This is a genomic window from Streptomyces sp. 8N114, assembly GCF_052245835.1.
Lineage (GTDB): Bacteria > Actinomycetota > Actinomycetes > Streptomycetales > Streptomycetaceae > Streptomyces.
This window is the reverse complement of the sequence record NZ_JBQQBT010000032.1, coordinates 46,914-60,642: the sequence shown is the minus strand read 5'-3', so window position 1 is coordinate 60,642 and position 13,729 is coordinate 46,914. Positions and strand designations below refer to the sequence as shown.

Below are 13,729 nucleotides of genomic sequence, written 5' to 3'. Positions count from 1 at the left end.
CCTCCAGCCGCAACAACAACGAAGACGACGCCTCAACACCACGCCGCTCCCGCCACCGCGCCACCGCCAACGACAACCCCGTCAGCAGCACATCGTTCACACCACCACGAAACGCCGCAGGCACAGCACCCAGCACCGACGCCGTCACCTCCACCGGCAGCTGAGCACGAACCGTCTCCACCGTGGACATCACATCCACCGACGACTCCAGCTCCCGCGAACCCAACACCGGGTCCGGGCCCTCCAGCACGCCCTCCCAGAACGGCAGCTCCGCCACCCGCTCCGGACGCGCCGACTCCTCCTTCAGCGCATGCGCCCAACGCCGCACCGATGTCCCCACCGGCCCCAGTACAGGAGTCCGGCCCTCCCGCACCCGCTCCCAGGCGGCAGCGAGATCCGGACCCAGCACCCGCCACGACACCCCGTCCACCACCAGGTGATGAGCCACCACCAACAACCGCCCCGCCGCAGCCGCATCATCCGGCTCGAACCACACCAGCCGCAGCATCACACCCGCAGCCGGATCCAGCCGCCGTACCGCGTCCTCGACCAGCGGTGGTACTCGGTGCTCCCAGAAGTCCGCGTCCCATGAGCCGTCGCACCGGACGTGCTCGATCAAGGTGTCGGCCTGCACGCTTCCCGGCGGGAGGACATCCAGCGCCGGGACGCCGTCCGGCGCCGCGTCGTCCTGCGCGTACGTCAGACGGGCGCGCAGCATGTCGTGGTGGTCCAGTACGGCCTGGAGGGTGACGGCGAGGCCGGTGCGGTCGATGCCTGCGGGGAGTTCGAACGCCAGCCACTGGGCGAACCGCTCGTATCCGGGGCCGAGTTCGCGTACGTGGGTGGCGACCGGCAACTCCGGCATCGGGCCGACGCCGCCGCCCTCCAGTTCGGCGAGGGCCGTACTGCCGCTCCCGCCCTCACCCACCCGGGCCGCCTCAGCCAGCTCGGCGACAGTCCGGCACTCGAACACCTGCCGCGGCGAGACCTCCACACCCACCGCACGCGCCCGCGACACCACTTGAATGGAACGGATGCTGTCGCCACCGACCGCGAAGAAATCGTCGTCGACACCGACCCGCTCCAACCCCAACACCTCAGCGAACACACCCGCCAAAGCCGCCTCCACCGGATCGCCCGGCGCCCGGTACTCACCACCCGAGAACTCCGGCTCCGGCAGAGCGCGGCGGTCCAGCTTGCCGTTGGCGGTCATGGGCAGCCGGTCGAGGACGACGAACGCTGACGGCACCATGTACTCCGGCAGCCGGTCCATGACGTAACCGCGCAGCTCGGCGACGGAAGCACCGGCGTTGAGGTCGATGTCGCCCATGCCCTCGGTGCCGCTCTCGGCTCCGACGGGAACGACGTAGGCGACGAGCTGCTTTCCGCCGCCCGCGCCGGGGGCCTGCCGGGGGAGGACGGCGGCCTGGGCGATGCCGGGGTGTGCGGCGACGACGGCCTCGATCTCGCCGGGCTCGATGCGGAAACCGCGGATCTTGACCTGGTGGTCGGCGCGGCCCCGGTACTCGAGCTCGCCCGCGCTGTTCCAGCAGGCCAGGTCGCCGGTGCGGTACATGCGGGTACCGGCGGGCCCGAACGGGTCGGCGACGAAGCGCTCGGCGGACAGCCCGGGGCGGCCGTGGTAGCCGCGGGCCACACCGTCACCCGCGACGTACAGCTCACCGACCACTCCGCGCGGCACGGGGGTGAGGCCGGGGCCGAGGACGTAGACGCGCCAGTTGCCGATCGGGGCGCCGATGGGGCTCGCGCCGGGCTCGTCGGAGGGGCCGGTCAGCGTCAGATGGGTGACGTGCACCGTCGTCTCGGTGATGCCGAACATGTTGACCAGCGCTGGGGCCTGTGCGAAGTCCCGCGGGTACCAGCCGTGCAGCCGGGAGGGGTCGAGGGCCTCGCCGCCGAAGACCACCATGCGCAGCGCGGCCTCGGTGCGCCGGCCGGGGTCGTGGGAGGCCGACAGCTCGTAGAACGCGGTGGGTGTCTGGTTGAGGACGGTGACGCGCTCGTCCACCAGGAGCTGCCACAGCGTCTCCGGTGACCGGACCACATGCCAGGGGACGACCACCACCCGGCCGCCGGTGGTCAGCGGGCCCCACAGCTCCCAGACGGAGAAGTCGAACGCCTGCGAGTGACACATGGACCACACGTCGTCGGGCCCGAAACGGCACCACTCGTCGGTTCCGGTGAGCAGGGAGACGACGTTGCGGTGCGGGATGGTGACGCCCTTGGGGGTGCCGGTGGACCCTGAGGTGTAGATGACGTACGCCGTGTTGGACGGGTGGAGCGGACGTACCCGGTCGGCGTTGCGGGGGTTGTCGTCGCGGCCGTCGGCTGCCGCTTCGACGGCGGCCAGGTCCAGGTGCGGGATGGGCGGGGTGTCGGAGTCGGGCAGCAGTGCGCCGGTGGCCTCGTCGGTGACGACGAGCTGGGGGGCGCCGTCGGCGAGGACGAACGCGAGGCGGCCGCTGGAGTGTTCGGGGTCGACGGGCAGATAGCCGGCTCCGGCCTTCAGGACGGCGAGGAGCGCGATGACGAGCTCGGCGGAGCGCGGCAGTGCCACGGCCACCATGTCCTCGGGGCCGATTCCGCGCCGGATGAGCTGGTGGGCGAGCCGGTTGGCGCGTGTGTTGACCTCCCGGTAGGTGTGCGGGATGCCGTCGAAGACGACGGCGACGGCGTCGGGGGTGCGCTCGGCGTGCTGCTCGAACAGTTCGGGGATGGTGGTGTGCGGGACGGGGGCCGTGGCGGAGTTGAAGGCGTGCAGCAGTCGGTCGCGTTCGGCGGGGGCGAGGACGTCGAGGCTGCCGACGCGGCGCTGCGGATCGGCAGCGACGGCGCGGAGGTAGGCGACGAAGCGTTCGACGAGGCCGGCGAGTTCGGCGGGGCTGTAGAGGGCTGCGGGGGCGTCGAAGCGGATGTAGAGGTCGCTGTCGGCGCGGCCGTCCTGGTACGTCGAGATCATCAGCTCGTCGACGATGCCGAAGGACCCGCCGACGAAGTGGGCCCGGCAGCCCGCGAAGTCGACCGCCTCGACGAAGGGGATGACGTTGAGGATGACACCGAAGGGGCTGCGGTTGCTGCCGGTCATTCCGGTGCCGCTCTGGATCTCGGAGACCTGGTGGGCCGCGTGCCGGAAGACGGCGCTCTTCGCGGCGGTGACGGCGGCGGACACCTCGGCCAGCCGCGCCGTCATGGGGACGACCACGCGCAGCGGCAGCACGTTCGACATCAGTCCTGGGGTGGTCTTCTCGGCGCCGAAACGGTGGTTGACCGTCACGGAGAAGAGGAGCTCGGCCAGGTCGCAGGTGTGACGGAAGAAAACGGCGGCGGTCGAGGTGAGCAGGCTCGGCATGGTCATGTCCGCGGCCTCGGCGGCGCTCTCCAGCGCGTCGGCCTCGGCGCGGGGGACGGTCACGGTGTGGTTCACCATGCCGAGCGAACGGGAGACCCGGCCCCAGTTCACCGGACCGTCCGCGGCTCCCGGCTCGTCCTCGGCCGCCCGGTCGCCGGTGCCGAGCCGGTCGCCGGTGCCAGTGCCGGTGCCGGTCCGGTCGCCAGTACCGGTGCCAGTGCCAGTGCCAGTGCCAGTGCCGGGCAGGCGTACCGGGTCGGGTGCCTCGGCCAGGTAGTCGCGCCAGAACGCGGCGTCCTTTGCGAACCGTGCCGACTCCCGGTAGGCGACGTCTTTGTCGTGGACGCGCTGGGCCGAGGAGACCTGCCACTCCGGCACCGGCTCGTCGCGCAGCAGTGCGGTGTAGACCTGGCCGAGCCGCTGCGAGATGAGGGTGATCAGGCCGAAGGCGTCGGTCACGATGTGATGGAAGATCAGGAAGACCATCGTGCGGGACCCGACCGTCACGGCCCCGGCACGGAAGAGCGCGTCCTCGGCGAGGTCGAAGGGTCGGCCCACCAGCTCGGACACCAGCGCGTGCGCCGCGGCTTCCGGGTTCGCCTCGCCGCTGACGTCGGCGAAGGTGGGCTCCCACTCCCCCAGCCCGTCGCGGACGGTCTGCCGCGCCCGGCCCTGCTCGTCCTCGTGGAAGTTGACGAGCAGGGTGCCGACCTCGCCGAAGACCCTATGGAACGTGGCGCCCATGACCGAGGTGTCGAGACCGCCCTCCAGCTGCCAGAGCGCCGCCACATTGTTGGAAGCTCCGGGGGCGAGTTTCTGAGCCAGCCACATTCCTTGCTGCGCCGACGAAAGGCCCAGAGAATTCACGACAACCATTCCTCTCGCAGGAAAGACTCGAATAGCGCGCAGTTCGCCCAGTCTCCCGCCGCCACCCGAGCTGCCGAACAGCTACGACAGAGACCGGAAAGCGAGAAGCAGGGCCTGAGGCCGAAGCCACCGACAGGCCCCGCCGCAGCGGGCCTGAGGGTGAAGCCCCCGGAACGAGCCGCAACGGCGAGCAAATCTGGGGGTACCTCCCGGCCGGAGGCTGAAAGAGGCTGAAAGTCCGGCGGTCCGGCGGAATGGCCGACGGCCTGCAAGACGGCGTTCGGCCTCAGTCGCTCCGCCGACCGAAGCGGGCGCGCATCGCCCCGCTCGCCGCGGGCCCGGGCGCGAAGGCGTACGCCTCGGTGTCGACGCGCCGGCCGGTCGCCCGGTCGACCACGACGGGTTCGACCTCCTCGCCGGTGCGCGTGTCGACCAGGATCATCCCCCGTTCCCCGGCCGCCAGTTCACGGTTGCCCCAGGCCGCCAGGGTCAGCAGCACGGGCCGCAGGGAGCGGCCGAGCGGGGTGGGCTCGTAGTGGTCCCGCCTCCCGGCGGAACGTTTCAGCACGCCACGGGCGACGAGTGCGTCGAGCCGGGCGGCGAGCACGTCGGCGTCGGAGCGCAGGTTGCCGCGGATCTCCTCGACGTGCGTATGCCCGTCGAACACCTCATGGAGCAGTTCGAGGGTGGACCAGTCGCCGATGAAACCGGCGGCCCTGGCCAGCGGACAGTCCGGGATGCGGGGGGTGCCAGGCGGCTTCGTCATGACGCGCTCACGACGCCAGCTGCGGGTGGGCGTCCAGGACGTAACCCCGGCCCCAGACGGTTCGCACGGTCAGGCCGATGGCGCTGATCCGGTGGCGGATGCGCATCATGTGCAGGTCCAGGGCGTTGCGGGTCATCGGGCCCTCGTCCTGGCCGAGTTGGAAGCGCAGTGCCTCTCGGGGGACGACCTTGCCGAACCGGGCCACCAGCAGCACCAGCAGTTCGGCCTGCTTCGGGGAGAGCGTCACGGAGCGGGAGGCGAACCACAGCACACCGTTCTCGTCCAGTTGCGGCGAGCGGTTGCGGTAGTAGCGCTGGGCCAGTGCGTCAGCGCGTGCCTTGAGGTCTGGCGAGGTGACGGGGGCGCGCACCCAGTCCTCGTAGATGTCCTCGCAGACGGGGGCCTCCAGGCCGGCTTCGACGACGAGAATGCGGGGCACGCCGCGTTTTCGGCATTCCTCGCGGAGTTCCCGCTGGACGGGCCATCTCAGCAGCTGTACCTCCTTGTTCAATGCTTTGTTCGCTGTGCTCGCTGTGTTGTGCCGGTTCGCCACTTGCGAGGTCATGTGCACTCCGAATTTCATAGCAGCTCGGGTTCATCAGGGCAGACTTGTGGTGCAGCTCCTGAATACGCAGGCGTGCGGAAAACCCGGGGCTCGCTTGGAGAATGGTGCGGCTGCGGGTCTCGGTACCTGAAACGGAAGGCCCTGCTACGCGGGGCAGCGCCGTTCGTGGGCGCCTGTTCCGGCGCAGGAAGCAAGAACGTTCACGGCAGACCATCTCCTCCCCGTTGTGCCCACGGTCCGCTGAAAACAGCGCGGGGCAGCGCGCGGACCTAGGGTCCTGGCGCTTGAAAAGAAACATACCAGTGGTCGGGTTTGTTTCCGAGCCCCCTGACACCAAGAGGGGGCCACTCATCGCTCACTCAACTGCCCCTGGATCAAGGCCCAGAGGCACCCGCGCCAGGCGGAATCCGTCCGCGAGATACCGGGGCCGAGAGTAAACGATCAAAGAATACGCAGCTGAAGCCATATATCAGAGATCCAATTGATCTCTCGGCCGCACCATGGAAAGACAACCCGGAGAGCCGTCCGCCACCTCACTGGATCACCCTGCCCCGCTTCGAGCACTTGACGAGACGCCGCACGAAGCGCAGAACAAACCGACGAGCGGGTTTTCAACTGCTCACATCGGTCCCACAGTTCTCGCAACTCGCACGGCCCGCACGGCTCGCGCGGCCGCACCGGGCTGCCGTGCGCCGGGTACGCCTGGTGGATGCGCCGGGTGGGTACGTCAGGCACACCGGACCCCGCTGGACACGACAAAGGGGCCCGGCAGCGGCCGTACAGGCCACTGCCGGGCCCCGTCGGGGGAGGCGCCAGCCTCCGGCCGGGAGGTGCCCCCAGGCCGCAGGAGCGTCAGGCGGCGCTGCGCTGCGCCACGGGCCGGCGCGCAGCGATGGAGTCCACGATCTCGCCGCTGCGGATGGCGATGTTGGACAGCAGCGAGGACGCCAGCCCGTGGGTGTGCTCGGTGCCGCCCTGCAGATAGATTCCGGCGGTCACCTCGGGGCTCGTCAGGACGCGGTAGTCCCGGCCGACGCGGAGCCTGCCGCTGTCGTCGCGCAGACAGTGCTCCGCCAGATCGCCGAGGAAGTCCGCGGGATCCATCGGGTCGTAGCCGGTGGCGAAGATCAGCACGTCCACATCGAGCTCGTACGTCTCACCGCTGCGCGCCGAGAAGACGGTGGCCCGCACCTCGTCGCCGATCTGCTTGACGGCGTCGATCCGGGAGAGGTTGCGGAAGGAGAGCCGCGTGTTGCCGGCCACCTCGTCGGCGTAGACGCGCTGGTAGAGGTCCTTGATCGTGTCGGTGTCCGCGACGCCGTAGTTGGTGTTGCGGTGGTAGCGCCAGAAGGCGTCCCGCGCCCGGTCGCTGCCGTGGTAGTAGTCGTCCACGGCGTCGGCGTCGAAGATCTGGTTGGCGAACGGGGTGTCGTCCGCGATCGCGTAGCCGTACGACGGCAGCACCGCCGAGACCTCCGCATGCGGCAGCTCGTCGTAGACGTACCGGACGATCTCCGCTGCGCTCTGGCCGCCGCCGACCACCGCGACCCGACGGACGGTCACCGGGTTCACCGTGCGGAACCGGCCCAGGAACTCCGAGCTGTGCCAGACGCGTTCGTCCCTGTCGATGCCCGGCGGCATCTTGGGCACCAAGCCGGTCGAGACGACGACATTGCGACCGCTGAGCAGCCGCGTGCCACCACCCTCGCCCTTGTCCCGCACCTCCACCTGCACCGTGTCCGCCGGCCCACCACGCCGGCCCGCGGGCAGCCGGAAGGCCGTCACCTCGGCGCTGTAGCTGACGCGGTCCGCGAAGTGGGAACCGGCCCACTCCAGATAGTCGTGGAACTCCTGCCGCGTCGGGAAGAAGTCCTGGTTGTTCACGAACTGCGCCAGCCGCCCCGCCTCGTGCAGATAGGAGACGAAGCTGTGCCGGGAGGTCGGATTGCGGAACGTGGCCAGGTCCTTGAGGAAGGAGACCTGCATCTTCGCCGACGGGAGCAGCATGTTGCGATGCCATCCGAACGCGGGCTGACGCTCGACGAATGTGGCGGAGAGGTGATTTCCGCCGGCCTGGTTGTGCTCGTCCAGCGCCACGGCGAGGGACAGATTTGACGGCCCGAATCCGACGCCCACGACCGCGTAATCGTCGTGTTGCTTCATGAAAGGTCTCCCCGTCCTGAGGTATTGAGAACCGTTGGTGTGCTGTTCGTGCCGTCAGTGCATACCGTCCGCCGCCGCAGCCTCCGCTGCGTGGTCGTTTTCCTTGGCCACTCGGCCGTTTTCCCTGACCATGTGACCGTTTTCCTGTGGTACGGGGCAGGTGCCGGCCGAAGCGAGCCGGCTCATCAGCGCTGCTGTCTCGCGGTGCCGGGTCGAGTCGCGCTCCGCGAAGTCCCGCCGGACCCGCTCCCGGATGTCGGGCCGCTGCTCCTGGCTGAGCTTGAACATGCCGTCGGCGCGGAGCACTTCGATGCCGAACGCGCCCACGGCGGGCACGATCCGGCGGAAGTAGTCGACGGACTCGGTCATGTCCCAGCCGGCGCCGAACTCCCCCTCCAGGGCGCGCACCGTCGCCTTGCACACCTCGAGGGTCCGCGCGCCCGCCTCCGCAGGCTCGATCTTCCGCAGCACGCCCTGGACGTGTACGGAGGTGAAGTCCCAGGTCGGCGCGGCCGGCGTGGTTCCGTACAGGGTGGGTGAGACATAGGCGTGCGGCCCGGTGAAGACGAGCACGACCGTGGCTCCGGAACGCAGCGCGTCCCAGTGCGGGTTGGCCCTGTTCATATGGCCGACCAGGCGTCCGCCGGACAGGTCCTGGCCCCACTCACCCTCCCACTCCGGGTCGACGAGTGCGGGCAGATGAGTGGCGTACGGGGGGCCGTCCGCGGGCCCGTTGGCCGACAGCAGCGCCAGCGGATTCCGCCGGATCAAATCGACCATCCATGAGCCGTCCGGCTCACGGTACTGCTCGGGAACGAACAAGGCACGCACATCCTTCGTGAAGGGATCGGTCAATGATCGAGCTGGGTCGCCGCCTCCGGGAGAATTTCGAAGCCGCCCTCGACGGAAATCGAGCGTAACGACGCAAGACCCGGGGCCACCAGTTGTACTGCCGTTCTCCGGGTTGAACAGCGGGCGCTCCACAGGGAATTACGGCAACGCAGGAGGTGACGGGCGCGTGCGGAATTCTTTACGGAATCTGTCAATCACCGCACGGCAATTGGCCGGGTTGCCGGAGTGATATCCGGCCAGGAGATCGTGGGCCGGGTCACGGCCGCACGGAGCCGTCCGGATCCGCCCGTGGGGGGTCGCCGGCTGCCGCTCGCCGTGGTCACGGACTCCCCTCCGTTGTGGTCACCGCTTCCCGTCCGTGGTGGTCACGGGCTCCTCGTCTCGACCCCCTTGGCGAAGCGCAGCCAGTGGTCGGCGCACCGGCGTGCTGCCTGCGCCAGGGTCTCCGCGCGGTGCACCGGAACGCTGCGCGCCAGCCGCTGCCATGTCACCTCGTCACCGATGGCATGCGCGCTGAGCAGTTGCAGCAGCAGCCGTCCGGCATCCGTACGCAGGGCGGGGTCCCGGCGCATGTTCGCCAGGACGGCGTCCAGGGCCGCGGGAGACGTACCGGGAGCGGCAACTCCGGCACCGAGCCGGGCCATGGCATCGGCGACAGCGCCCGCACCCGGCCCGAGACCGAACCTGGCAGTCGCCCCTGCACCTGTGCCCGTGCCCGCGGCGACCCCGGCTCCCGGCGTCGTTCCGGCGCTCACGGCCTGGCCGGCATCCACGGACGCCACCGCCCCGCGACGCGCGAGCGCCGCGGCCTGGAGCCGGGGCGGGACCGGGTCCTGGCCCTGCCGTATCCGGTCGCGTACGTCCTTGGCGGTGGCCGTTGCGATCCCGGCCTCCTCCGCGATCTGCCGCAGGGACGCGTCAGGGTTGGCGGCCAGGATCTTGCTGGCCCGCAGCCGCCCCTCGGTCGCATGGAGGGGCCGGACCCGCCCGTCGCGGCCGACGCGGACGTTCAACTGTGCGTTCCGGCCGGTTGAACGGCGTCTGATGGTCGCGACGGTGCTCGCGGCGAGGCCCGCGTTGGCGGCGATCCGCCGGTCCGACCAGTACGGGTGGGCCTCGATGATGCGCTTCGCCGCGGCCTTGCGGTCGGCCTGGGAGAGCGGCAGCCCGTGGGTGATGTTGAGCTTCACCGACAGCGCGAACAGTTCGTCCTCGCCCCCCTCGAAGAACTCCACCTGGATCCGGTCCTCGCCACGCAGCCGGGCCGCACGCATCCGGTGCATACCGTCGATGATGCGCATGGTCCCGCGGTGCACCAGGATCGGCGGCAACGGGGCTTCCAGTGCGGCCAGCGCTCTGATGTGCGCGTTGTCCTCGCCGTTGAGGCGGGGGGAGTCGGAGGCCAGCAGCTCGTCGAGGGCAACCGCGGCCGGCGGCCCGACAGGCCGTTCTTCCGGTTCCCTCTCGCGCCGGGCCGCGATCGCCGATCGCCGGCTCACGAGCGGAGCCCTCTGGTCCGGGTACGGACTGCCGCACGCGCTCCGCTCATCGCGCCGGTGTCGCCCTCGTGTGCCGTCACCAGGCGGAAGTCGTTCCCCACCAGGCAGAAGTCGTTCCACTGCTGCACGTCCACGTTACGGCTCCCCTCGTTTCTGCGGACTGTCAAAAACATACCAAGCAGCGGGTTTGTTTTTGCGTATCCCGAAAGGTGTTCGAAAGGGCGTCGGAGCGCCCGAAGGTACCCGCCCCTCACGGCCCGTTCACATAGCGGCCAATTACCGCTCCCCTGGGTGGCCATTCACACACCCCGAGTGGCAACCTGCCTTCAGTCGCGGGCTGTTGGGCACCCACACCCTCGATCTGTTAGAAACCGTTCGCGCGGTTTATTATCAACGTCATGTCCATGGCGGCCCGTTCACCGGCGGCCTGGACACCCGCCCTGCCACTCGTACTGACGGAGCGCCGGTGATGGCCAGACAGGAACGTGCGGTACGCACGCGTAACGCCTTGATCGAGTCCGCCGCGGAGCTGTTCGACCGCGACGGCTTCGACGTGGCGTCACTGACCACGATCAGCGCGCGTGCCGGGGTGAGTAACGGAGCGCTCCACTTCCATTTCTCCAACAAGGCGGCACTGGCCGATGCCGTATGGGAGGCCGCGGCCCAGCGGCTGCGCCGGATCACCGCACGCCGAACCGCTCATCCGTTGCAGTGCCTCATCGACGCCACGCACGCGCTGTGCCGGGGGCTGGGCAACGACGCGGTACTGCGCGCCGGTTTCGAGCTGTGCCACGCCCTGCAGCAGACGCGTGGCGACGAGACGCTCCGGGAGAGCTGGCAGCGCTGGGTGGAGGACGTTCTCGCGCAGGCCGACGCGGAAGGGGCGCTGGTGCCGGACGTGACGGCCCGGGATGCCGCCGCCACGGTGGTCGCGGCCACCATGGGGTTCGAGACCCTCAGCGGGCAGGACAACCGGTGGCTCTCCCACCACACGGTGACCCGGTTCTGGACCCTGCTGCTGCCCCGGCTCGCCGAGGAGTCGCTACGAGAGACGCTCGTCGCCGGCGGGTCCCGGCCCACCGGGGGCGACGAGCACGGCCGCCCGGGCACCATCCCGGACTGAGCGGGGGCGCACCGACACGGCGTTTGCTGTCAGCTCCCTGACGAACTCCCCCCGCAGCGTGCCGAAAACCCGCAAGATGGTCACGATGTGGACAGTCGGACACAGCGGGAGAACGGGGGCGACATGGCCACGGACGGACAGGACGAACGGCCGCACCACGACAAGGGCGCACTCTCCGGAAGAACGGCGCTGGTCACCGGCGCCGGCCGGGGCATCGGACGCGCCACAGCGAGACGGCTGGCGGCGGACGGCGCACTGGTCGTCGTCCACTACGCGGGCAACGAGGAGGCCGCGCGCGAGACGGTCGAGCGCATCATCAAGGACGGCGGGCAAGCGCTGCCGCTGCGTACCGAGCTCGGTACCGACGACGCCGCGGTGCCCGCGCTGTACGAGCGTTTCGACGCGGCCCTGGCGCAACTCGGTGCGCCACCACGGCTGGACATCCTGGTCAACAACGCCGGAATCAGCGTGCCCGGTTCGATCTACGAGGTGTCGCCCAGGGACGTGGACCGGCTGCTGGAGTTGCACGCCAAGGCGCCGCTCTTCCTGGTCCAGCACGGTCTGCCGCGGATGGGGAGCGGCGGGCGGATCATCAACATCAGCTCGGCGGCGACGCGGGTGGCCTTCCCGCAGTCGCTCGCCTATTCGATGGCCAAGGGCGCGCTTGAGGTCATGACCCGCGCGCTGGCCAAAGAGCTGGGCGAGCGGGGCATCACCGTCAACGCTGTGGCTCCCGGCTTCGTCAAGACGGACATGAACACACGGCGCTGGGCCACGGCCGAGGCGGAGGCGGCGCACGCAGCCCACGCGGCCCTGGGCCGCATGGGGTTGCCCGACGACGTCGCCGACATCGTCGCGTTCCTCGCCTCGGACGACGCGCGCTGGATCACGGGCCAGTGCCTGGACGCCTCCGGTGGCTCCCATCTGTGAGCCACCGGAGGGCCGCTGATCGGCGGCGGTCGCAGGCCGGAGCCTCGGCCGCCGCAAGTCCGGTCGTCAACCGGGCCCTCAGCTCACCGTGAGCGGCGGAGCCTGGATGCGCTTGGCCTCGGCGACCACCCGGGCCCCGCGATCCGGCGTGATGTCGATACGGGAGAGGAGTGCCGGTGCCGCGATCGTCGGCAGGACGTGCCGGAACAGTACGCAGACGCGTTGCTCCACGTCCGCCCAGCCGGTGGTGACCTGCGAATAGAGCTGGACGCCGTGGAAGGCGCTGACCATCAGCTCCGCGGTCTCCTTCGGGTCGACGTGCGGCAGCACCTCACCGCGCCGCTGGGCCTCTATCAGCACCGTGGCGGAGAACTGCGTCCACAGCGGGAAGGCGGTGCCGTACTCCTCCAGGCCGCGCAGATCCGTCGACAGCCGCGCTCCGGCGCGGAGCATCGCGTCCTGCGGCAGCCGGTGCGCCAGCGTCAGCCCGGAGTCCACCCACTCCTGGAGCTTCAGCTCCTGCGGCAGCAGATAGTGCGCCGCCTGTTCCTCCAGCACGCCCTTGGCGAGGGCTTCCTTGGAGTCGAAGTGGAAATACAGGGCGCCCTTGGTGACACCTGCGCGGGCGAGGATGTCGGCGACCGTCGCGGCCGCGTACCCGTGCTCGGCGAACACTTCGGCCGCCGCCTCCAGCACGGCGCGGCGTGTTCTGACCGCTCGTTCTTGCCGGGCCAATCGACCCTCCCACGGGTGTCGACGCTACGACGAGGCAGCGAAAAGAAACCGTCCAGCACGTATCGTACTCGCCACCCTTCGGGGTACGGGAGGCTACGACCGGGTGACCGGAGCTACCACGGGCGGACGGACGGAGCTACGCCGAAGTGTGCTGCCACACCGTGCCTGCTGCGGCCTCCTCGTCCACGGCCCGCAGCAGCGCCTCGTCGATCTCCCCCGGCGAGCTCACGAGATGGCGTACGCCCGCCTCCCGCATCAGCTCCCGCTGGAAGCTGTGCTCGTACGACGAGGGCAGGCCGATGAAGGCCGCGCCCAGGTCCCGGGCGGCCTCCGCCACACGTGCCACGTCGTCGACGAACAGCGCCTCGTCCGGCCGGACACCGCAGATGCCGCCGGTGATCTCCGCGATACCGGGGCGGAAGTCGTTGGTGCACACATAGCCCGGTTCGTCGAAGTACCGGGTCAGCGCGCCCAGATGGCGGTCGAAATGGTGACGCTCCAGCCCGCCGTAGCAGACCAGCCGAATCTCCCTGTCCTGCTGTGCCCGCATCCGGTCCAGTCGGCCCAGCAGTTCCTCCGCACCGTCCAGCAACCGCACCGGGTGGGCGGCGAGATACTCCTCCCGCTCCTGGAAGTACTCCTTCACCAGTTCCTCGGGTGACCCGTCGAGGCCGGAGGCGCGTGCGGCGGCGAGTTGCGGCTGGGAGAACAGCTCCCGCTCCAGTTCGGCGGTGTAGCGGACTCCCCGGGAGGTGAGGAAGCGGTGGATGACCGGGCTGAAGGTGTCGTTGAGCAGGACACCGTCGATGTTGAGCGCGACCAGTCGCAGATGGCGCAGTGGGCAGGACGCCGTGGTCAT

The 13,729-nt window shown here is 69.9% G+C and carries 11 protein-coding genes; 2 read left to right on the top strand and 9 right to left on the bottom strand.

From position 1 onward, the window contains the following. The 7 genes from ACTWQF_RS33950 to ACTWQF_RS33920 form a co-directional block, all read right to left on the bottom strand. Nucleotides 1-4,237, bottom strand: a 4,237-nt coding sequence (locus tag ACTWQF_RS33950; RefSeq protein WP_443283600.1) for an amino acid adenylation domain-containing protein, incomplete at its 3' end; no start/stop codon positions are given. 286 nt (nt 4,238-4,523) lie between these two features. Further along, nucleotides 4,524-5,003, bottom strand: a complete 480-nt coding sequence (locus tag ACTWQF_RS33945) for a winged helix-turn-helix transcriptional regulator (protein WP_443283599.1) — start codon at nt 5,001-5,003, stop codon at nt 4,524-4,526. Nucleotides 5,004-5,010: 7 nt separating this feature from the next. Next, entirely contained in the window at nt 5,011-5,568 is a 558-nt protein-coding gene (locus tag ACTWQF_RS33940) for a winged helix-turn-helix domain-containing protein (protein WP_443283598.1), read from the bottom strand. A gap of 852 nt (nt 5,569-6,420) precedes the next feature. Next, entirely contained in the window at nt 6,421-7,731 is a 1,311-nt protein-coding gene (locus tag ACTWQF_RS33935) for a lysine N(6)-hydroxylase/L-ornithine N(5)-oxygenase family protein (RefSeq protein WP_443283597.1), read from the bottom strand. A 54-nt stretch (nt 7,732-7,785) separates the two neighbouring features. Next, on the bottom strand, nt 7,786-8,553 hold the full coding sequence (locus tag ACTWQF_RS33930; protein WP_443283596.1) for an FMN-binding negative transcriptional regulator: 768 nt from the start codon (nt 8,551-8,553) through the stop codon (nt 7,786-7,788). A 395-nt stretch (nt 8,554-8,948) separates the two neighbouring features. Next, a complete protein-coding gene (locus ACTWQF_RS33925; RefSeq protein ID WP_443283595.1) occupies nt 8,949-10,082 on the bottom strand; it encodes a hypothetical protein in 1,134 nt (377 codons plus the stop codon). Further along, nucleotides 10,079-10,216 (bottom strand): hypothetical protein, encoded by a 138-nt coding sequence (locus ACTWQF_RS33920; RefSeq protein ID WP_443283594.1) that lies wholly within the window; start codon nt 10,214-10,216, stop codon nt 10,079-10,081. Before ACTWQF_RS33920 ends, ACTWQF_RS33925 begins: the two co-directional genes overlap by 4 nt. A gap of 335 nt (nt 10,217-10,551) precedes the next feature. On the opposite strand from ACTWQF_RS33920, the gene ACTWQF_RS33915 reads away from it, so the two are divergent. Further along, entirely contained in the window at nt 10,552-11,205 is a 654-nt protein-coding gene (locus ACTWQF_RS33915) for a ScbR family autoregulator-binding transcription factor (RefSeq protein WP_443283593.1), read from the top strand. A 123-nt stretch (nt 11,206-11,328) separates the two neighbouring features. Then, a complete protein-coding gene (locus tag ACTWQF_RS33910; protein WP_443283606.1) occupies nt 11,329-12,135 on the top strand; it encodes an SDR family NAD(P)-dependent oxidoreductase in 807 nt (268 codons plus the stop codon). A gap of 78 nt (nt 12,136-12,213) precedes the next feature. Here the strand turns inward: ACTWQF_RS33910 and ACTWQF_RS33905 are convergent, their stop codons facing one another. Continuing rightward, nucleotides 12,214-12,870 (bottom strand): ScbR family autoregulator-binding transcription factor, encoded by a 657-nt coding sequence (locus ACTWQF_RS33905; protein ID WP_443283592.1) that lies wholly within the window; start codon nt 12,868-12,870, stop codon nt 12,214-12,216. 136 nt (nt 12,871-13,006) lie between these two features. Next, nucleotides 13,007-13,729, bottom strand: coding sequence for an HAD family hydrolase (locus ACTWQF_RS33900; RefSeq protein ID WP_443283591.1), 723 nt, complete (start codon nt 13,727-13,729; stop codon nt 13,007-13,009).